We start from the raw sequence: 19,254 nt of genomic DNA on the forward strand, positions 1-19,254 counted from the left end.
CCGGCGGTCGGTTCTCGGTGCGATGGTTCGGCTATGCCCGGACCCAGAAGCCGGGCAGGCAGGTCGGTGAACCGAGGGTCTGATAGACGGCATCGATGAGGCTCTGGCCGCGCGGATCGAGCGCCATGCCGAGGCCGTGCCTGGTCATCGTGTAGCCGAAGGCGAGTCGGTGGGAGGGATCGGCGAAGCCGATCTGCCCGCCCGCACCGGGTGCGCCGAAGGCGTCTTCGCCGATGATCATGCTGTTGTGGCCGGGGACGCGGCGGTTGTCCCACGACTTCGCGAAGCCGAGCGAGAACGCGGTGCGGAACAGCAGATAGGCGTCGACGTCACCGGCGGTGCAGACGCCGCGCATGCCGGCCAGATCGGCCGGGTCGACCAATCGCACGTCTCCGAGCGCGCCGTCCAGCGACAGCGGCGCATACATCCGCGTCAGGCCGCGAGCGTTGGTGATGCCGCCCGCCGCGGGAAGTTCGGCGGCGTGGGCGGCGCGGGTGTCCCAGAGGTTGCCGAACCAGCCGCCGTCGTTGGCGCCGATCCGGGCCTGCATCGATTCCGGATCGGCGATGGCGGCCTGGATCGGCGGCGGCAGCGGGTCACCGCAATCCAGCTCCCAGGCGATGCTGGGCGCGACGCGGGCCTCGTGCTCGGCGGGCAGGCCGATCCAGAAGTCCAGGCCCAGCGGCTCGGCGACCTCGGTGCGGAAGAACGTCCCGATGCTCTGCCCGGTGATGCGCAGGACGAGTTCGCCGAGGATGTAGCCGAGGGTGAACGGGTGGTAGCCGTGCCGGGTGCCCGGTTCCCAGAACGGTTCGGTGTCCTCGATCAAGGCGGTCATCAGCGCCCAGTCGAAGAAGCCGCCCTCGGGGACGGCCGAGGACACGTGACACACACCGGACTGGTGGCTGAGCACCTGCCGCACCCGGATGCCGCCCTTGCCGTGGCGTGCGAACTCGGGCCAGTACAGGGCGACCGGTGCGTCGAAATCCAGCTGCCCGCGGGCCCGCAGGATGTGGGCGCACAGGGCGGCGGCGCCCTTGGTGGCGGACATGACGACGTTGACGGTGTCGCGCTGCCACGCGGTTCCGGTCGCCGGGTCGGCGGTGCCGCCCCACAGATCGACGACGGGTTCGCCGTCGAGGTAGACGCACACCGAGGCCCCGACTTCACCGCGTTCGGCGAAGTTGCGGGCGAATTCCTCCCGGACCCGGGCGAACCGCGGGTCGCAGGTGCCTGCGATGTCGTCGGGAGAGGTCGGCGCGATGGTGTCCACCGGGCCGCGTCGTCGCGGTTGTGCCTCGGTCATGGTGTGCTCGATTCGGGTGTCCGGGAGGTGCTCGCTGATGTGGTGCGGCCGAGGGCGGTGAACGCCCGACCGGGTGCCGGTGGGTCGCTGATGATCCGCCACTGGGGGTCCGGGGTGGCGGGGTCGTCGTTGACGAACCAGCGGGGATAGCCACGCAGGGTTTGCCCGCCGTCGATGAGAATGCTTGCGCCGGTGATGAATCGGGCGCCGTCGCCGACCAGGAAGGCCACCGCCTCGGCGACGTCCTCGGGGTCGCCGACCCGGCCCAACGGTGTCTCCGCTTCCAGCACCGCCTGCGCCCGACCGCCGTCGGCCCCGAGGATGGGTCCGGTCATGCCGGTCTGGATGACGCCGGGGCAGATCGTGTTCACGCGGATCCCGAGCGGGCCGAGCTCGTCGGCCAGGCAGCGCGCGAACATGTCCGCGCCCGCCTTCGACGCCGCGTAGGCGGCGAACAGCGTGCAGGGACGCACGGCCGCGGTGGAGGCGTTGATCACGATCGATCCGCCGCGTCCGTGGGCGGCCATGGTGCGTGCCGCGGCTCGGCAGACCAGGAAGGTGCCGGTGAGGTTCACGTCGACATGCCGCTGCCACTCCCGCAGGTCCTGGTTCAGCACCGAGCCCGCGCGGCCGTATCCGGCATTGGCCACACAGATGTCGAGCTGGTCACCGACGACCTCGCCGAACAGCCGGTCGACCTCCCCGGGGTCGGTCTGATCGCACACCGCGGCCACGGCGTCGCCGCCCGCGTCCCGGATCGCGGCAGCGCGGCGTTCGGCGCCCGCGCCGTCGCGATCGGTGAGCACGACACGGGCACCGTCGGCCGCGAGGTGCGCGGCGATCGCGGATCCGATGCTGCCTGCGGCGCCGGTGACGACCGCGACGCGGCCGGTCGATGTCGGGTTCACCCTCGCACCCACCCTCCGTCGACGAACAACGCCTGCCCGGTCACATACGCCGCGTGCGGCGAGAGCAGGAAGGCCACCGCCGCGGCCACCTCGTCCGGCTGTCCGACCCGCCGCAGCGGAAGACCGCGCGCCACCTTCTCGCCGACGGCGGTCAGTCCGGCCTCGCGGACCATGTCGGTGTCGATGAATCCGGGGCAGACGGCGTTGACCCGCACGTGCGGCCCCAACTCGACGGCAAGAGAGCGTGTCAGGGTCAGCACGGCGCCTTTGGAGGCGTCGTAGGCGATCTGTCCGCTGAATCCGATCACCGCGGTGGAGGCGAGATTGACGACCGCGGCCCGGGCCGACCCCCGCAGATGCGGCGCCGTCGCGCGTGTCACCAGATACGGGCCGGTGGCATTGACCCCGAGGACGCGGTTCCAGTCCTCGACCCGATGGTCCTGCAGCGAGGCACGTACTTCGACGCCGGCGTTGTTGACCACCGCATCGACACCGCCGATCGTGTCGACGGTGGCGCCGACGGCAGCGGACACCGATGCCTCGTCGGAGACATCGACGGGTATCGCGGCCACCTCCGGCAGTTCGGCGGTCAGTGTCGCCAGCCGCGCGGTGTCGATGTCCCAGGCGGCGACCCGGTAGCCGTCGCCGTGCAACCGCCGCACGATTGCTCGGCCGATGCCCCGTGCGGCGCCGGTGACGATCGCCGCGGGCGTGCTCATGCCGGTGCTCCCGCCGCCGCGGTCCGCGACGCCGCACCGCCGGGCGCCGACGGCTCGTCCGGGAGGGAAAGTCCGAGCAGCCGGGCCGCGTTGCCGGCCAGCCAGGCCGTCACCGTCGGCTCGGCGAGGCCGAGCGTGGTGATCTCCTCGGCCAGCGCGCGGGTGGACACGCCGTTGACCCAGGTCGTGCTGCCGAACACCAGCTTGCGGCGCAGCGCGCCGTCGGCGCGGCTCAGCACCGGCTCCCACCCGTAGCCGGGTGTGGCCATGGCGGTGCCGCGGTGGGTGGAGCTGTCCAGGTACACGTTGCGGTGACGCTGCGCCACGGCCGCCATCTCGCCCATCCACGGCCAGCCGCCGTGGCCGACGACCAGGACCAGGCCCGGGTACCGGCCGGCGAGCCCGTCGATGTGCCGCCACGTGCACGAGTCCATCGGCCGGGTGGCCGCGAAGTTCTGTCCGCAGTGGATCCACAGCGGCAGCCCCTCGTGCTGGGCGTACTCGAAGATCGGGGCGACGCGCGGATCCAGCACGTCGACGCCGTCCAGGAACGGGATTATCGACAGCCCGCGGGCACCCAGCTCGTCGTGGGAGCGCCGCAACTCCGTCATCGCCGCGGAGATGTCGGCGAGGCTGAGCCCGGCCCAGAAATGCAGTTCGGGCACCCGGGTGGCCAGCCGGGCGACGTGGTCGTTGACGGTGCCGTCGCCCGCCTGCCACATCCCGCCGTGCGCGACCTGCGCGATCACTCCTTGGTCACGCAGCTTCCGTGCGTGCTCGCCGACATCGACGGCCAGCAGCTCCGGCTCGAGCAACACCTCCACGGCCGCGAAGGGGTCCCGGTCCAGCGTCCGTCGATAGCGCGCGAGGTCGGCACCGGCCAGCTCACACAACCGGCGCGCGAACACCCGCAGATAGCCCGGGGCGTCCGCCGCGAACGCCCGCAGGTAGGCCCGCCAGGACGGTAGGTCGTAGACCACTTCGCACACATCGATCACGGGCCGGCCGCCGGCCGGTCCCGCCGCACCGTCCTCGGACGGGGCCACTGTCTCCACCTTTTGCATGAACACTTGTTTACCTTCCGCGAGACCACAATGTCAATGGTCGTTCATATACTTTCCTGACGCGCGCGCGGCGCCTACCGAGGGCACGGGTGACCCCTCGATCGCGCCGACGCACCCGGTCGGTGCGAGCGTGGAATGCGGCCGCTCCGGCCGCGGGAACACTCGGGTGGACCCGGGCCCGAGATGCGGGCGACCGAGACGGCACAGGCGCGCGAACGCACGCTCCGGCGCGGGTCGCCACAGCAGGGACAGCTAGTCCTGTTTGACGCGGATTCCCGCCGCTTCACGATCCCAGGTGTCGGGGGTGATCCCCTCGGACCGGAGACGGTGCTTCTCGATCTTCGCGGTCGGCGTCTTCGGCAACTCCGGCAGGACACGGATGTAGCGCGGAACCATGAAGTGCGCCATGCGCGTTCGGGCGAACTCGAGGAGTTCGGCCGGATCGACGTCGCCGCCCTCCACCGGCGCGACGACGGCGAGGACATCGTCCTCGCCGTGCGGGCTCGGCACGCCCACCACCGCCGCTTCGCGCACCGCGTGGTGCGCGACCAGTTCGGCTTCGACCTCGAACGAGGAAATGTTCTCCCCGCGCCGGCGAATCGCGTCCTTGACGCGGTCGACGAAGAAGAACTCGCCGTTGTCGTCGCGACGGAACGCGTCGCCGGTGTGAAACCACCCGTTCCGCCACGCACGGGCGGTCGCCTCGGGCATTCCCCAGTACCCGGAGTTCATCGCCCACGGCCGATCGGTCCGGACGATCAACTCCCCGATCTCACCGACGGGAACCTCCCGGTCGAATTCGTCGACCAGCCGGCCCTGCACGCCCTTGCGCAGCCGGCCGCAGGTGCCGGGCGTCCGCGGGTTGATCGTGCTGATGAGCGGAATCGACGTCTCCGTCATGTTGAACATCGCCTGCACCGACACACCGAAACGCGCGGCGAACCCGGCCACGTCGTCGATGAGCGGCACCATGAACACGTGGCGTAGCGGATGATCCCGATCTCGCTCGCCGACCGGCTGCTTGACCAGGAATGTCGCCATGACGCCCAGGAGCGTCACGTGCGTGACCTCCCGGTCGCGCACCGTCTCCCAGAACGACCGGGTGTCGAACCGGTCGACGACGGCCACACTGCCACCCAGCAGCAGCGCCGCGTAGCAACCGATGGTGCCGCCCGCGTGGAACAGCGGCAGATTGACCATGTAGCGGTCGCCCGGCCCGAAACACTCGCTGAACGCCGCCAGCGAGGAACTCGCCAGGTGCAGATACGAACAGGTGACCCCCTTCGACGGACCCGTCGTCCCGGAGGTCAGGATGATCGCGTACGGGTCCCACGGCTGCACCGCCTGCTCGGGTTCCACCACGGGTGTCGCATGATCGATGGCGCCGTCCCATTCCAGTGGCACCACCCGCACCGATGCGGGAATGTCCACCTCACGCGCGCGCTCCGCCAGCGCCGGCGCGACCAGCATGACCTGCGCCCCGGACAGGCGCACGGCATGCTCGAGCAGACCGCCCCGATAGGCCGTGTTGAGCGGTACATGAACGGCCCCCAACAGGTTCGCGCCGAACCACACGCGCACGGCGTCCGGACCGTTCGGCAACCAGGACAGGACCCGGTCACCGGGACGAACACCCAGGCGCCTCAGCCGGTGCCCCATCTCGTTGGCGACCGCCCAGACATCGCGGTAGGACCACACAGTCCCGTCGGCGAACACCGCGTACACCTCGTCGGGCCTGCGCTCGGCCTGACGACGCAACAGCGGACCGAGGACGCACTCCTCGGCCGGGGGCACCTGCGCACTCCAATAGTCCATCTACGTACCGATCCTCTCCCTCTCCCGCCGGTGGGGACTCCCGGTGTGCTCGCCAACGACCTTCCGGCCGCGTCACCGGTCACCGACGGCTCGCTCGCTCAGGTATATGAACACTTATACACCTTCGCGGAGTGGTAGACCAGGAATTCGGCTTGGGAACCGGGCGTCTCCGAGCCGGCCCGCCACCGCACTCGATCTCCCGAGTCCCACCCCGGTCGGGCCGCGGAACGTCAGGTCGCATTCCCGCCGGTGCGTACGGCTCCGACACCGCACTCTCGAAGCGAAGTTTTTGTGACAATCCGGGAAGGAACGGCTATGGCAGACATCGCGGTGGTGACGGGCTCGACGCGTGGCATCGGGTTCGAAACGGCCCTGGCATTGGGATCGGCGGGATACACGGTGATCGTGACGGGGCGCTCACGGGAGTCGGCCACGGCCGCGGCCGGCCGGCTGGGCGACCGTGGGATCGACGCACAGGGGTACGCGCTCGACGTCACGTCGTTCGACTCCGTGCAGCGTCTGGCCGGCATTCTCGCCGAGACCCACGGGCGAGTCGATGCGCTGGTGAACAACGCCGGTATCGCTGCCGAATGGGAGGCCCCCGGCCCCAGCCTGTACGCCCATCCACACGCGGTGCGCACGACGATGGAAACCAACGTGTTCGGCGTGTTCCACACGGTGGAGGCCATGCTGCCGTTGGTGCGCCGCAGCGAGGCCGGCCGGATCGTCAACGTGTCATCGTTCGTGGGGTCGCTGGCCCTCCAGTCGCGAGCCGACCCGAACGACCTGGTGATCCCCGCGTATCAGGCCTCCAAGGCGGCCCTCAACAGCCTGACGATCACCTTGTCGAAGGTTCTCGCCGACACCGGCATCAAGGTGTTCTCCATCGATCCGGGCTTCGTGCAAACCGACTTCTCCCCCATCAACCGGGCGCAGGCGCCACTGACCGCCGCGCAAGGCGCCGAGCCGGTGGTCGAGGCCGCGATGCTCGATCTCGACGCACCGTCCGGTTCGTTCCTCGGTCGAGACGGTGTGGTGCCCTGGTGACCGTGGCCGTTTCGGTCGCATCGGTGCCCGGTCACCGGGTCGTGACGACGATCTTCCCCGCGTGGAGGCCGGCGTCCAGGTGCCGGTGGGCCTCGGCCACATCGTCGAGGGCCAACACCCTGTCGAGGGCGGGACGCAACGCTCCCGAGCGGACACCGGCGTTCAGGAAGGCCGCCATGCGCTTCACCACGGCGGCTGCGTCGGCTCCAGCAGTACGGTCTGTCACCGGCATCGCCGCCGGGTCTCGGAGCGATTCCTGACCCGGCGGCGGCCGCGGATTCGGTCGAGCGGTCAGTTCATCGATACGTCACGGAAGACCTCGTTGCCCTCGAAGTAGGTGGCGAGCACTTTCGCTTCTCCCACCGAGGTTTTCGGCAGCTCGAACAGGTTCTTGTCGAGCACCACGAAGTCGGCCTTCTTCCCGGCCGCGAGCGAGCCCCGTTCGTCCTCGGCGAAGATGAGGTGGGCGCCGCCCATCGTGTAGCTGGCGATCATGTCGGCCAGTGTCGCGCGCTCCTGCGGGTTCTGCGCCGCACCGAGATCGGCCTCGGTGGCGGTGTCGACATCGACCCGCGTCATGCCCGCCTCGAGGCCGGTGAGCGGGTACATGTCACGGGTGAAGGTGTCGGTCGAGGGGAAGTCGCTCGACGACGACACCGTGACGCCCGCATCGAGGAAGCTCTGGAATCGCATGGCGTTGTTCACCTCCGACGCGGGTGCGTCGTCGTACCATCCCTTGCCGAACCAGGCCGGCTGCGGGACCGCGATGATGCCGAGTTCGCGGAAGCGCGCCAGATCCTCGCCCCGGGTCCAATCCAGATGGGTGATCGCATGCCTGGCGTCGCGGCGGCCGTTGCGCTGCGCGGCGACTTCGAAGGCGTCGAGCACATTGTCCTCGGGATAGAACCCGGGGCTGCCGATGGCGTGGACGTAGATCCGGAAGCCCTCGGCGTCCAAGGCCGCGACGGTCTCCTCGAGCACGTCCTGCTTCCAGACGAGCTTCGCCTCGCCCACGCCGTCGGCGAAGATCTTGATGGTGTCCAGGGTGAAGTGTGTCCCCCGGTATTTGTCGCGCATGTCCACGAAATGAGCGACCTGGGAGACGCCCTTCGTCTCGTCCGCCCACTGGGCGAGGTCGAATCGAACCGTCAGCTTCCCCTCGTCGTCGAGTTGCTGGAACGCTTGCAGCAGTGACTCGGTCGGGTAATGGATGGGCACGAAGGTGGAGGTGATTCCGTCCTCGGCGGCGACCCGCTGCCACTCCAGGATGGTGTGCCGGTACTGCTCCACGGTGAAATCCGATTGTGGCAGTGCGGAGATCACCAAATTCTCCGCGCCGAACTCCTCGAGTTCGCCGGTGGGCTCCCCGGTGGCCGGGTCGCGCACGATGGTCGCACCCTCCGGATCCGGTGTGTCCTTGGTGATTCCGGCCAGTTCGAGTGCTTTCGAATTGGCGAGCAGGGTGTGGTGGCTGTTCTCGATGATCGCCACGGGAATGTCGGGCACGGCCGCGTCGATGAGTTGCCGGGGCAGGACCCCGCGGGCGCGGGCATCCTCGGCGATGTCGTCCCAGCCGACGCCACGCAACTGCGGCATGGCCGGGTTCTCGGCCCGGTAGGCGCGCAGCGCGGCCTGCTTGTCCTCGACGGTTCGGTGACGGTCGAGATTGAGCCAGAACAGGCTCTCGGCCATGAGATAGGCGTGATTGTGTCCGTCGATGAACCCGGGGGTGACCATCTTGCCCTGGAGATCGACCACCTGCGCCCCATCGTTTTCATAGGCCTGCGCGCCGGCGTCGTCACCGACGTAGACGATCTTGTCGCCGCTGACCACGATCGCCTGGGCCCATTCCCGGGTGTCGTCGACGGTGTAGATGCGACCGTTCTTCAGGATCAGGTCGGCGGCGGGGGTCTGATCGCCGCTCGAACAGCCGGTGATCAGGGCCGCCGTGAGAGCGGCCGCACCGAGAAGTACGGGGTATTTCCTCATCAGTTCGATTCCTTTCGTCGTGCCGTTCCGCTCGGCGCCGTCGGTGACGTCGCGCAGACGTCGGCGACGGGCACAACCCGGGCGCGTCGGGGCCCAGGCATGCCTGGGCTCGCACTCGGTCGTGTCGATCGGCTCGGCGCCGACCGGGCGCGGAGGGCACGTGCGTTTTCAGTAGGACGGTCCGCCAGGTCATCCGGTCATGACGAGGTTGTGGGCTCGTCCCCTCGATCCCGAGCACCCGGCCGCGCACTCGCGGCCGGCACCCCCGAGTGGGGTCCCGCGAGAACCGACGGACTTCTCCGCGGCCGCCGCCTGTTCGAACTGACTGTGGCGCTTGCCATGTCGACTCCTCGTCGCTTCGTCGCTACCTGACGGTCCATCGACCCCGCACCTACCTGCACGTAGCTGCCGTTACCGGGCGATGGACGGTATTGCCGCGGCTCGGTGGTCGTTGGCGCAACCACCGAGCCGCCGTCCTGATCCCTCTCACCATGCGATCCGACTGTGAACCGGATCACGATCAGGACGTGTGCCAGTTGTATACCACCGGTCCACAACTGACAAGGGAGTTCTCCCGAGTTCCCCGAGGAAGCCCATCAGCGGATCCCCACTCCCCGATCCGAACGGCCGGACGACACCCGACGGCACACGAAGGACGCAGCGAACTCCGTGCGACGCAGGCGATTCAGCGCCACCGGCCGTTCCCCGTCCGCAGCCGATCGCCGCGAGCGGTCACCGCAGGCGACCGGTCACCGGCGCTTCGCGCGCACCTCGATCGCGTCCAGGAACAACTCGTCAAGACGAGCGAAGACCTGTCTTCCGAAGCGACACTGGGTGAGGCGATCTACGCCTTCCGCGCGATCGCGGACGCGGCGGCGCGGCGATGACCTCGACGCTCTGCACTGTCCCGCCCTGCCCGCTCGATGTGCGCGATCTCCTTCCGCGTACCGGCCGGGTGGTCGTGCCGGTGGGTCCGGTGCCGGGCCCAGCCCGCGAAGGACCCGGCACCGACCGTCGATTCAGTGATGGATCGACGCGCCGCCCTCGGCCCGCACCAGTTCCCGGCGCTTGTCGTCGGTGAAATTCCACCGGAACGTGCCCGGCTCGGCGGCCTCCTCGACGAGTTCCTCGATCACGCCCCGGCAGGCGCGTTCCTTGATGAAGGCGGCGAGGCGACCGCCGATGGCGAACCTGGTCGCGGTGTCGTCCTTGGCGGCCAGTTGCAGGGTGGCGGCGCGGCGGCCCAGCGCGATGCACTGACCGAAGTAGCCCACGCTGATCTCGGTGGGCCGCTCACCGGCAATCCGGGCCAGCACCGTGTCGGCGGCGTGCGCGCCCAGCGGCCGCGCGGTCTGGCAGCTCATGCGCAGCGGCCGGTCCGAGGGCGCCGCCGAGCCGCACACTGTCGCGGGTCACCTCGACCACCGTGGCCTCGCCACCCTCGAGCACGCTCACCCCCAGCCCGGCGAGCCGATCGGCCACCGAACGCCGCACCCGCGGGTGCAGGTACGGGCCGAGCACCCCGCCACAGATCAGCGTGACGGCGCGGCCCTGCTCGGCCAACTCGGCGGCGACCTCGATGCCCGTCGAACCGCCGCCGACCACCGTCACCGCGGCCGCGGCCCCTGCGGTGTCGAGGGCCGACCGCAGCCGGCGCGCCTCCTCCAAAACCGCCACCGGATAGGCGAATTCGGCCACTCCCGGCACGGACGGGGCCGCGCTGCCGCTGCCCACCGCATAGATCAGATAGTCGTAGTCGAGCGTCGCGCCGGAGGCCAACCGCACGCTCTGCCCGGCCGCGTCGATCAGCTCCGCCGTGTCGACCACCAGCCGGACGCGTTCGGCCAGGATCTCCCGGTAGTCGACGACGGCCGAGTGCGACCCACCCGCCACTTGGTGCAGGCGGACCCGCTCGACGAAGCTCGCGCGCGGGTTGACCAGTGTCACCGCCACGTCCGCACGCTGCGTCAACCGGTTGGCCGCCATGACACCGGCGTATCCGCCGCCGATCACGACCACATCGATGTGCCCACTCATGGTTCCTCCTTCATCCGCGGGGTTCGGGCACAAGACACCGGGTGCGCGAGGATCGTGACACCGTATGAGCCGGATCACGTGGAGCCGGCGGGCTGCCGCACCGGGTCACTCACCGGCCGGCTGCCCGGCGCGCGCGAGGGAGAGCGCGAGGTCGGCGTGACCGTTGTCGAGCAGATACCCGAGCAGGAGCGCGCGAAAGGCCCGATAGGACGTGTCGTCGTCGACCGCGCCCACCGCCATCTGATCGAGGGCCAGCCCGTGTGCCAGTGCCGTGAGCACCGGGGCCGCCGCTTCGGCCTCGGGCGCGCCGACCGCGCGCACCACCGCCCGGGCCACCGTCCACGACGATTCCAGCGCGTCCTGGGCGGCCTCCCGGAATTCGGGATGCCGCGCGGCGTGCAGCAGGGCTTCGCAATAGGCCAGCCAGTCCGGCAGCCGTGGCCGGTTGGCGGCGGCCAGCATGCGTCCCATCTCGTCGGCCGACATCGTGTGTGCGGCCAGCTGTTCGGCCGTGGCCGTCTGCGCGGCCTGTTCTTCGGCCATGAAGGTCAGCAGGGACTCCTTGGCGAGTTCGTCGATGGAGGAGAAGAAGTAGCTCGCCGTCGCCAGCGGCAGCCCGGCCCGTTCGGTCACCGCGCGATGCGTCACCCCGGCCATGCCCTGTTCGGCGACGATCTCGACCGTCGCGCGCAGCAAGGCATTTCGGCGGGCTTGGGCGCTGGGTCCGTGCCGGCGAGCGTTCATGGAGCCGATCCTAGACCGGAGGTCTGGAAGAACCTCTTGACAAAGTCTGGCAGGACTCCTAGTTTTCTGGAAACTTTTCCAGACTTTCAGGGGTGCCCGATGCCGCCGATCCACGCCTTCGTCGACGACGCTCTCGCCGACCACGATGCCGTCGAACTCGCCCGGCAGGTCGCCGCCCGCACGGTGAGCCCCGCCGAACTCGCGACCGCCGCCCTCGACCGCGCGCGCCGGGTGAACGACACGCTGCGCGCCGTCGCCGCGACCTACCCGGAGCCGCGGTTCGCCCCCGAAGGCCGTGGCGCGCTCAGCGGCATACCGACCTACATCAAGGACAACGTCGATGTGGCGGGCCTGCCGACCCAGCACGGCAGCGTCGCCTTCACCGCACCCGCGGCCCGGCGCGACGGCCGGGTCACCCGCCAGTTCCTCGCCACCGGGGTCACCGTGCTGGGCAAGTCCCGGCTACCCGAGTTCGGGCTCACCCCCACCACGGAGTTCGCCACCCAGGAACCGGCCCGAAATCCCTGGCACCTCAACCACTCCCCCGGCGGCTCCTCCGGCGGCGCGGCAGCGCTGGTCGCCTCGGGTGTCGTCCCGCTCGCGCACGGCAACGACGGCGGCGGCTCGATCCGCATCCCGGCGGCCTGTGCGGGACTGGTCGGGCTCAAGACGAGCCGCGGCCGGCTGCTCGACAGTGAACAGACCCGCCTGATGCCGCTCAACCTCGTCTCGGAGGGGGTCCTGACCCGCACGGTCCGCGACAGCGCCGCCTTCCTCGCCGCCGCCGAGCGCTACCATCGCAACCCCGCGCTCCCGCCCATCGGCGAGGTCATGGGCCCGGCCATGCGGCGACTGCGGATCGGGCTGGTGACCGAGAGCCCCACCGGCGCGGTCGTGGACGAGCCCACGATGGCCGCGGTCGAGGCCACCGCGCGCATCCTGGAGAAGGCCGGGCACATCGTGGAGCCCACCAGCCCGCCGGTGACCACGCGCTTCGTCCACGATTTCACCCTGTACTGGGCGTTTCTGGCCGATGTCCTCACCACGACCGGCAGGTTCGGGTTCGGCGCGTCCTGGAACACCGCCGACGCCGAGCACGCCACCCGGGGCCTGCGCGCCTACCACCGCCGGACGCTGCACCAGACCCCCGCGGCATTGCGCCGACTGCGCCGATTCCGCCACGTTTACGACACCTGGCTGGCCCGGCACGACGTCATCCTGAGCCCGGTCGTCGCCCACACCGCCCCCGAACTCGGATACTTCGCCGGCACGTCGTCTTTCGACGAACTGCTCGCACGAATGGCCAACTTCGTCTCGTTCACGCCGGTGAACAACGTCGCCGGTTCGCCCGCCATCGCGATCCCCGCGGGCCTCGCCCCCGACGGGCTGCCCGTCGCGATCCACCTGTCCGCCGCCTACGGTGACGAACGCACTCTGCTCGAACTGGCCTATCTGCTGGAAGCCGAGCAGCCCTTCCCGAGAATCGACGGGCGAGCACCGGCGGTCTGATCGGCGCGGGCGGCCCGGTTCCTATCCGGCCGCGTGCCGGCTGTTCGGGCGTGTCGTCGCGGTCCGGGTGGCGACGAGCGCCGTCGCCACCCCGATCGCGGTGAGGACCGCGATGCCGAGGATCAACCACCGCGCCGACGCGAGCGGGGAATCACCGCCCAGCGCAAGCAGATTCCCGGCCAGCGCGCTGGTGAGGGTGAACGCGATCAGCTGGGTGGTGCTGACCGCCGCGGCGGCCTTCGCGCCCTCGGCCTCGTCCTCACCGGCGCGCATCGCCGCGACGGACAGGTGCGGGAAGGCGAGCCCGATCCCGGCACCGGCGACGAACAGCAGCACCGCCCACACCGTGAGGTGCAGCCAGCGCGCACCGTCGGCCTGGAGCAGCCCGTAGGCGGCCAGTCCGGCGGTCAGCAGCACCGGTCCGGTGCGGACCAGGATCCGCGCGGTGCGCTCGGCGGCGGCGACGCTGAACAGCTGGGCCAGCGTCCAGCCCAGCGACAGCACGGCGCCGAGGAGTCCCGCGACGATCGGGGTGGCGCCGGCGAGCTGCTGCGCGAACAGCGGGATGAAGTTCTCCACCATCACCCCCGCACACAGCGCGGCAACGGTGACGTAGACCCATTTCAGCGGGTTGCCGGGGGTGTAGGCGAGGCGGGGCAGCACGCCGTCGGGATCCCGGGAGTCGATCACGAAGAACGCGATGAGCAGCAGCAGCCCCGCGGCGACGGTGACCGGCACCCACACACCGGACAGCGCCGATCGCAGGCTCAGCAGCGCGGCGGTCAGGGCGAGCGCGAGGATCGATGCGACCGGCACCGGGGTGCGGGTGGCCTCTTCGGGGCGCCGCGTCGGCAGCGCCCGCACGGTGACGAGCAGCAGCAGGATCGCGATGCCGGTGAGCGTCGCGAACGCGGCCCGCCACGCACCGCCCTCCGCGAACACCCCGCCGAGGGCGGGCCCGAGCAGGGTGCCGACCCCGAACATCGCCGAGACGAGGCCGGTGGCGCGGGTCCACAGCTGCGGCGGAAGCACCCTGCGGATCGTGGCGTACCCGAGTCCGGTGAGCAGGCCCGCGCCGAGACCCTGGATCGCGCGCCCGGCCACGAAGAACTCCATCGTGGGACTGCCCGCGCCGACCACCGTGCCCCCGGCGAAGAGCAGGTAGGCGACGACGTAGGAGCCGCCGCTGCCCCGGACGGCGAGCATCCGGCTCACGATCATCGTCGCGGTGACCGCGGTGATCAGGTAGGCGGTGGCCGCCCATGCGTAATACTGCTGCCCGCCCAGCTCGCCGACGACGGTGGGCATGAGCGCGGCGGTGAAATAGAGGTTCATCGCATAGAGGCCGACGCCGCCCGCCATCACGATCACGGCGGTGCGGTGCGGGCGGGAGAACAGCGCCCGCCACCCGGAATCCTGCTCCGCCACGGGCATTTCAGCGACGGATGCGGTGGTCTCCGGGGATGGTTCCGGCGTGGAAGAGGTCATGCGCGCTACGCTAAAATTTCAAGTTCACTTGAAGTCAAGGCCCAGTGTGAAAAGGCGCAGTATGAAGCAGACACCCACGGACCTGCTCACCGTGGGCGAGGTCGCCCGCCGGGCCGGCATCGCCACCAGCGCGGTCAGGTTCTACGAAGACCAAGGGTTGATCGCCGCCACCCGCACCGCAGGCAACCAACGCCGCTATCCCCGCCACGTCCTTCGCCGCATCGGAATCATCGTCGCCGCACGGCGATTCGGCATCCCGCTCGCCGAAGTCGCCGAAGTCTTCGCCGACCTCCCACACGACCGCATGCCCAGCAAGACCGACTGGCGCAAGATCTCCCGCGGCTGGCACGACCGCCTCGAAGCCCGGCGCCGCGAGCTGGAACGGCTCGAGGAGGAACTCATCGGCTGCATCGGCTGCGGGTGCCTGTCGCTGAACACCTGCCGAGTGCTGAATCCGGAAGATCGCCTCGCCGCCGAAGGGCCGGGCGCGCGGCGGCTCACCGGCGGGGACGCAGACACCCAGCGCCCGCCGGACGCGCACGATCTCGGTCGTTCTCCGGGATCGGCATTCGCCGGGGACGGACAGGGGCGGTAGGCGTCGAGGTCGAAGCGCCCGAGCTGTGCGAGATAGTCGTCGGTGTTGCCCGGCCACAGCGCTTTGTTGTGACCGGTCGGGTCCGACTCGATGGTCAGCATGCGGAATCCGAGGTCGCGCGCGGTCGCGAGCGCACGCCGGAACAGAACGCTGCCGATCCCCGCGCCGGTCGCCTCGGGCGCGACGATCAGCATCCCCAGCTCACCGACGGGCGCGTCGCCCTTCACCGTCACGAAACCGAGGACGACGCCGTCCCGCTCGGCAACCAGTGTTCGCCGGGGCCGTGAGGTCAGGGGCGGCGCAGGCGGCCGAGGAATCCGCGAACACCCGTGGCAGGCTCGACCGCGTCCAGGCGGGCGATCTGGTCCGCGTCCAGAGTGATCGAGCCCGCTGCGACGTTCTGCTCGAGGTGGGCGATCGACGTGGTGCCGGGAATGATCAGCACATTCGGGGCGCGGTGCAGTAACCAGGCCAGGCCGATCTGGGCCGGGGTGGCGCCTGCCTCCTGCGCGATCCGCTGGACGACCGGTTCGTGGGTGACCTTCGCCAAGCCGGGCATGGCACCACCGAGCGGGAAGTACGGAACCCAGGCGATGCCCTCCGCTCGGGCGACGTCCAGGACCGGTTCCTGCTTGCGGGAGGTCAGGCTGTATTGATTGGACACGCACACGATCCCCGCGGGCAGCGCGGCACGCAGTTCGGCCGTGTCGACGGTGCTCACCCCGATGTGTCCGATCAGGCCCTCCTCGCGCAGGGCGATCATCTCGGCCATCTGGTCGTCGAATGACACCCGCTGGCTCGGGGTCAACGGGAAGGACCCGGGCGGGATGCGGCGCATATTCACCACATCCAGACGCTCGACCGCGAGACTGCGCAGGTTGGCGTGGACCTGCGCGCGCAATTGCTCGGGTCGCTGGGCGGGCACCAGTGGCATCGGACCGCGCCGGGCCGGGCGGGCACCGACCTTGGTCACGACCACCACGTCCGGATCGACGGCCAGCGTGGCGGCGAGGTACCGGTTGGCGGTGCCGTCGCCGTAGAAGTGGGCGGTGTCGAAGTGGTTCACGCCCAGTTCGTAGGCGCGGCGCAGCACCGCGCATGCCGCGTCCGGGTCAGTCGCGCGGGGCAACTGCATGGTGCCGTACCCGACCCGCGCGACCTCGCGTCCGGCCAACGTGAAGGAGCCGCCGGGGCGTGCAGCGGTGTCGGAAGGGTGGCTGGAGTCGGTCATCTTGGGAGCTCGCTCTCGTGCGACAATAAAGCTCGAACCGGAGGAACCTCCGGTAAGGCCAGAATGCCACAAACGGAGGGACCTCCGCTATGGGTGACGCATCGCTTCCTCGGGAGACGCCCGTCTCCACCACCGGCCCCGCCCCGGCCCAGCGCCGCCGTCGCGCCGACGCCGAACGCAACCGCCGAGCACTGCTCGACGCGGCCCGCGCGGCCCTGGCCGACGGCACCGGTTCCTTCTCCCTCGAGGCCGTGGCCCGCCAGGCCGGGGTGGGGATCGGCACCCTCTACCGCCACTTCCCCACCCGCGAGCAGCTCGTAACAGCCGCCTACGACGCCCAAGTCGAGGACCTGCTCGCCCAGGCCGGGGCACTTGTCGACAAGCTGCCGCCGCGGCAGGCCCTCCGCGAATGGATGAACCACTTCGCCCAGCTCGTGACCGCCAAACACGGCATGCTCGATGCCCTGCACACCAGCCTGCTCGATGCCGCGCACACCCCCGACGTCGCAGGCATTCGCGCGCGCATGGCCGCCGCGATCACCCCGATCCTGCAAGCGGGCGCCGACGACGGGTCACTGCGCGCCGACGTTCAGGCCGGTGACGTGGTCCTCCTGATCGCCGGGTCCCTGATGCCCGTCCGGGACGACGCCGCGCGAACCCAGCGTTTGCTCACCCTCGTCCTGGACGCCCTACGCCCGATGAAAGCGGGGTGATACCCGCGGTTGCTCCGGCGATGTCTCGCCACGCATCGGACGCGGATCTTCGCAGCTCGTCGGTCAGCGGGGTGGTTCCGCGGACACCGGCAGATCCGCCAGCCGCCATTCGAGCATGCCGTCGCGGAGGCGGACCGCGCGCCGGCCGCGTTCGGTGAGCAGGCGCACCGCGTCGTAGGCGAACACGCAGTATTCGCCGCGGCAGTAGACGACGATCTCGGTGTCGGCGGGTAGCTCGGCGATGCGGTCGGACAGCTGGTCGATGGGGATGTTGATCGCGCCCGGGATGTGGCCGGCCGAGTACTCGGCTTCGGGGCGCACGTCGAGGACGACCACCTGCCCCTCGGTGCCGCGGGCGAGTAGTTCCGCGCTGCTCAGTTCGGCCCCGGCATCGCCCAGGTAGCTCTCCCGCGCGGGCGGCACCGCGGGCTGATGGGCCGCGGTGACCCGGCGCAGCAGGACGAGCAAGCGCGCGACGTCCTCGCCGGCGAGGCGGTAGTGGATGCGCACGCCCTCGCGGCGGGTGGCGACGAATCCGGCGTGCTTGAGGGTCTGCAGGTGCGCGGAGGCGGTGGTCAGGTTGAGCCCGGCCGCGGCGGCCAGCGCCTCCACCGAGCGCTCACCCTGGGCGAGCAGATCCAGCAGCTCCAGCCGCTTCGCACTTGCCAGCGCCTTCCCGCCGACCGCGAACGCCTCGTACAGGGCGGCCTTCGCCGCCGCCTTGTCCTCACCCATCGGTTCCTCCGAATACCCCTGCGGGGCGGGCACTCCGGCGCCGCGCCCACCACAGTGCCGGGATCAGGATCAGCGCGAGCACACCCCCGGCCAGGGACAGGACCGCGTAGCTCGTCGCGGTCATGACGACTCCCGACAGCACGCCTCCGCCCGCCCCCGCGAGCGCGATGAGCACATCGATCGTGCCCTGCACACGCGGCCGGTTCGCCGGCACCGTCGCATCGACCACCAGCGCGGTCCCCGCGATCAACCCGAAATTCCAGCCCAGGCCCAGCAGCATCAGCGCGATGATCAACAGACCGAGCGAATCGCCCGGGGCGATCGCGGCGACGACCCCGGCGGCGAGCAGCGTCACGCCGGCGGCGACCGCCATCGGGGTCCGGCCGAGGCGATCCACCAGCACGCCGGTCACCAGCGACGGCAGATACATCGCGCCGACGTGCAGCCCGATCACCAACCCGACCGCACCCAGCTCGTGATGGTGCAGCCGCATGTGGACCGGCGTCATCGTCATGATCGCGACCATCGCGATCTGAGTCACGACCATCACCGTCGCACCGACAGCGGCGCCCACCCCGGCCTTCGGGGCCGCCGACCCGGCCTCGGCCGGGCCGGCAGCGATCCGCTCGGCCGTGGTGATCGCGCGTGCCAGCAGATACGGGTCCGGGCGCAACAACGTCAGCAGCGCCATACCGGCCGCCGCGTACGCCACGGCCGCCAGCAGGAACGGGCCCGCCAACGGCGGGATCCCCCAGTGCTCGGCCGTTCGCCCCAGCGGTTCCACCAGATTGGGGCCCGCCACCGCGCCGAGTGTGGTCGATACCAGCGCGACACTCACCGCTCTGCCGCGTCCGTCCGGGGAGGCGAGATCGGTCCCCGCATACCGCGCCTGCAGATTGGTCGCGGTGCCCGCACCGTAGACGAACAGCGCGACGAACAGCAGTGGGGCACTGTCGATCACCGCTGCGACGACCACACCGACCGCGCCCAGCGCGCCCGCACCGAACCCGAGACCCAAGCCGATCCGTCGCCCCCACCGCTGGGTGAACCGCCCGATCGAGAACGCCGCCAGTGCCGACCCGAGGGTGAACAACGCGGTCGGCACACCGGCGGCACTGCCCGAGCCGAGCATCTGCTGAGCCAGCAGCGCACCGACGGTGATGCCGGCCGCAAGCCCCGCCCCGCCGAGCACTTGGCTGACCACGACGACGGTCAGCGTGCGCCGCTGCACCCTGGCCCGCTCCCGCTCGTCGGGCACCGGGAGCTGGACGCCGGAGGCCAGGTCGTTCGTCACGACCGCTCCCCGGCGTAGAAGCCGACCACGTTATTCCACATATTCATGGAATAGGAGAGT

15 protein-coding genes and 3 pseudogenes are annotated in these 19,254 nt (G+C 70.4%); 4 read left to right on the plus strand and 14 right to left on the minus strand.

Annotated elements, in window-relative coordinates; genetic code table 11:
- Positions 1-31: 31 nt before the first annotated feature.
- The 5 genes from CRM89_RS09785 to CRM89_RS09805 all read right to left on the minus strand — a co-directional run bounded on the left by CRM89_RS09785 (position 32) and on the right by CRM89_RS09805 (position 5,812).
- A complete protein-coding gene (locus CRM89_RS09785) occupies positions 32-1,306 on the minus strand; it encodes a serine hydrolase (RefSeq protein ID WP_098083806.1) in 1,275 nt (424 codons plus the stop codon).
- Entirely contained in the window at positions 1,303-2,214 is a 912-nt protein-coding gene (locus tag CRM89_RS09790) for an SDR family NAD(P)-dependent oxidoreductase (protein WP_060590487.1), read from the minus strand. The genes CRM89_RS09785 and CRM89_RS09790 overlap by 4 nt, the downstream gene beginning before the upstream one ends.
- On the minus strand, positions 2,211-2,933 hold the full coding sequence (locus tag CRM89_RS09795; protein WP_086843631.1) for an SDR family NAD(P)-dependent oxidoreductase: 723 nt from the start codon (positions 2,931-2,933) through the stop codon (positions 2,211-2,213). Before CRM89_RS09795 ends, CRM89_RS09790 begins: the two co-directional genes overlap by 4 nt.
- Positions 2,930-3,979, minus strand: a complete 1,050-nt coding sequence (locus CRM89_RS09800; protein ID WP_172964467.1) for an amidohydrolase family protein — start codon at positions 3,977-3,979, stop codon at positions 2,930-2,932. Before CRM89_RS09800 ends, CRM89_RS09795 begins: the two co-directional genes overlap by 4 nt.
- Positions 3,980-4,249: 270 nt before the next feature.
- Positions 4,250-5,812: an AMP-binding protein gene (locus CRM89_RS09805; protein WP_098083808.1), complete on the minus strand. Its 1,563-nt coding sequence runs from the start codon at positions 5,810-5,812 to the stop codon at positions 4,250-4,252.
- 315 nt (positions 5,813-6,127) lie between these two features.
- On the opposite strand from CRM89_RS09805, the gene CRM89_RS09810 reads away from it, so the two are divergent.
- Positions 6,128-6,859, plus strand: a complete 732-nt coding sequence (locus CRM89_RS09810; protein ID WP_060590479.1) for an SDR family NAD(P)-dependent oxidoreductase — start codon at positions 6,128-6,130, stop codon at positions 6,857-6,859.
- Between the two features lie 31 nt (positions 6,860-6,890).
- On the opposite strand, the gene CRM89_RS09815 is transcribed toward CRM89_RS09810, so the two are convergent.
- The 4 genes and pseudogenes from CRM89_RS09815 to CRM89_RS09835 form a co-directional block, all read right to left on the minus strand.
- Positions 6,891-7,085 carry a zinc-binding dehydrogenase gene (locus CRM89_RS09815; RefSeq protein WP_253805087.1) on the minus strand — a complete coding sequence of 65 codons (195 nt, stop codon included), beginning with the start codon at positions 7,083-7,085 and terminating at the stop codon, positions 6,891-6,893.
- Positions 7,086-7,150: 65 nt separating this feature from the next.
- The gene (locus tag CRM89_RS09820; RefSeq protein ID WP_098083809.1) at positions 7,151-8,848 is read right to left on the minus strand and encodes an amidohydrolase; all 1,698 of its coding nucleotides are present in this window, start codon (positions 8,846-8,848) and stop codon (positions 7,151-7,153) included.
- A gap of 1,019 nt (positions 8,849-9,867) precedes the next feature.
- A pseudogene (locus CRM89_RS09830) lies at positions 9,868-10,885 on the minus strand (NAD(P)/FAD-dependent oxidoreductase).
- A gap of 105 nt (positions 10,886-10,990) precedes the next feature.
- The gene (locus CRM89_RS09835) at positions 10,991-11,629 is read right to left on the minus strand and encodes a TetR/AcrR family transcriptional regulator (RefSeq protein ID WP_011209857.1); all 639 of its coding nucleotides are present in this window, start codon (positions 11,627-11,629) and stop codon (positions 10,991-10,993) included.
- Positions 11,630-11,728: 99 nt separating this feature from the next.
- Between CRM89_RS09835 and CRM89_RS09840 the strand changes: the two genes are divergently transcribed.
- Entirely contained in the window at positions 11,729-13,138 is a 1,410-nt protein-coding gene (locus CRM89_RS09840) for an amidase (protein WP_098083811.1), read from the plus strand.
- Positions 13,139-13,159: 21 nt separating this feature from the next.
- Here the strand turns inward: CRM89_RS09840 and CRM89_RS09845 are convergent, their stop codons facing one another.
- Positions 13,160-14,626, minus strand: coding sequence for an MFS transporter (locus CRM89_RS09845; protein WP_228792157.1), 1,467 nt, complete (start codon positions 14,624-14,626; stop codon positions 13,160-13,162).
- 61 nt (positions 14,627-14,687) lie between these two features.
- On the opposite strand from CRM89_RS09845, the pseudogene soxR reads away from it, so the two are divergent.
- A pseudogene (gene soxR / locus CRM89_RS09850) lies at positions 14,688-15,125 on the plus strand (redox-sensitive transcriptional activator SoxR); the annotation flags it as partial.
- Positions 15,126-15,355: 230 nt separating this feature from the next.
- Here the strand turns inward: soxR and CRM89_RS31630 are convergent.
- Positions 15,356-15,454, minus strand: a pseudogene (locus CRM89_RS31630) (GNAT family N-acetyltransferase); the annotation flags it as partial.
- Positions 15,455-15,510: 56 nt separating this feature from the next.
- Entirely contained in the window at positions 15,511-16,452 is a 942-nt protein-coding gene (locus CRM89_RS09860) for an aldo/keto reductase (protein WP_060590468.1), read from the minus strand.
- A gap of 89 nt (positions 16,453-16,541) precedes the next feature.
- Between CRM89_RS09860 and CRM89_RS09865 the strand changes: the two genes are divergently transcribed.
- A complete protein-coding gene (locus CRM89_RS09865; protein WP_098083814.1) occupies positions 16,542-17,165 on the plus strand; it encodes a TetR/AcrR family transcriptional regulator in 624 nt (207 codons plus the stop codon).
- Positions 17,166-17,228: 63 nt separating this feature from the next.
- Here CRM89_RS09865 and CRM89_RS09870 read toward each other — a convergent pair whose 3' ends face one another.
- Positions 17,229-17,900 carry a metalloregulator ArsR/SmtB family transcription factor gene (locus tag CRM89_RS09870; RefSeq protein ID WP_060590466.1) on the minus strand — a complete coding sequence of 224 codons (672 nt, stop codon included), beginning with the start codon at positions 17,898-17,900 and terminating at the stop codon, positions 17,229-17,231.
- Positions 17,893-19,194, minus strand: coding sequence for an MFS transporter (locus CRM89_RS09875; RefSeq protein WP_098083815.1), 1,302 nt, complete (start codon positions 19,192-19,194; stop codon positions 17,893-17,895). The genes CRM89_RS09870 and CRM89_RS09875 overlap by 8 nt, the downstream gene beginning before the upstream one ends.
- Positions 19,195-19,254 lie beyond the last annotated feature (60 nt).

This window comes from Nocardia sp. FDAARGOS_372, from assembly GCF_002554515.1.
Taxonomy (GTDB): Bacteria; Actinomycetota; Actinomycetes; order Mycobacteriales; family Mycobacteriaceae; genus Nocardia; species Nocardia farcinica.

What these genes read in the sequence shown, in the direction of transcription:
- CRM89_RS09870 (WP_060590466.1), bottom strand. Translation starts at nt 17,900, where the DNA reads ATGGGTGAGGACAAGGCGGCGGCGAAGGCCGCCCTGTACGAGGCGTTC.
- CRM89_RS09840 (WP_098083811.1), top strand. Translation starts at nt 11,729, where the DNA reads ATGCCGCCGATCCACGCCTTCGTCGACGACGCTCTCGCCGACCACGAT.
- CRM89_RS09810 (WP_060590479.1), top strand. Translation starts at nt 6,128, where the DNA reads ATGGCAGACATCGCGGTGGTGACGGGCTCGACGCGTGGCATCGGGTTC.
- CRM89_RS09805 (WP_098083808.1), bottom strand. Translation starts at nt 5,812, where the DNA reads ATGGACTATTGGAGTGCGCAGGTGCCCCCGGCCGAGGAGTGCGTCCTC.
- CRM89_RS09845 (WP_228792157.1), bottom strand. Translation starts at nt 14,626, where the DNA reads ATGACCTCTTCCACGCCGGAACCATCCCCGGAGACCACCGCATCCGTC.
- CRM89_RS09820 (WP_098083809.1), bottom strand. Translation starts at nt 8,848, where the DNA reads ATGAGGAAATACCCCGTACTTCTCGGTGCGGCCGCTCTCACGGCGGCC.
- CRM89_RS09785 (WP_098083806.1), bottom strand. Translation starts at nt 1,306, where the DNA reads ATGACCGAGGCACAACCGCGACGACGCGGCCCGGTGGACACCATCGCG.
- CRM89_RS09795 (WP_086843631.1), bottom strand. Translation starts at nt 2,933, where the DNA reads ATGAGCACGCCCGCGGCGATCGTCACCGGCGCCGCACGGGGCATCGGC.
- CRM89_RS09835 (WP_011209857.1), bottom strand. Translation starts at nt 11,629, where the DNA reads ATGAACGCTCGCCGGCACGGACCCAGCGCCCAAGCCCGCCGAAATGCC.
- CRM89_RS09860 (WP_060590468.1), bottom strand. Translation starts at nt 16,452, where the DNA reads ATGACCGACTCCAGCCACCCTTCCGACACCGCTGCACGCCCCGGCGGC.
- CRM89_RS09865 (WP_098083814.1), top strand. Translation starts at nt 16,542, where the DNA reads ATGGGTGACGCATCGCTTCCTCGGGAGACGCCCGTCTCCACCACCGGC.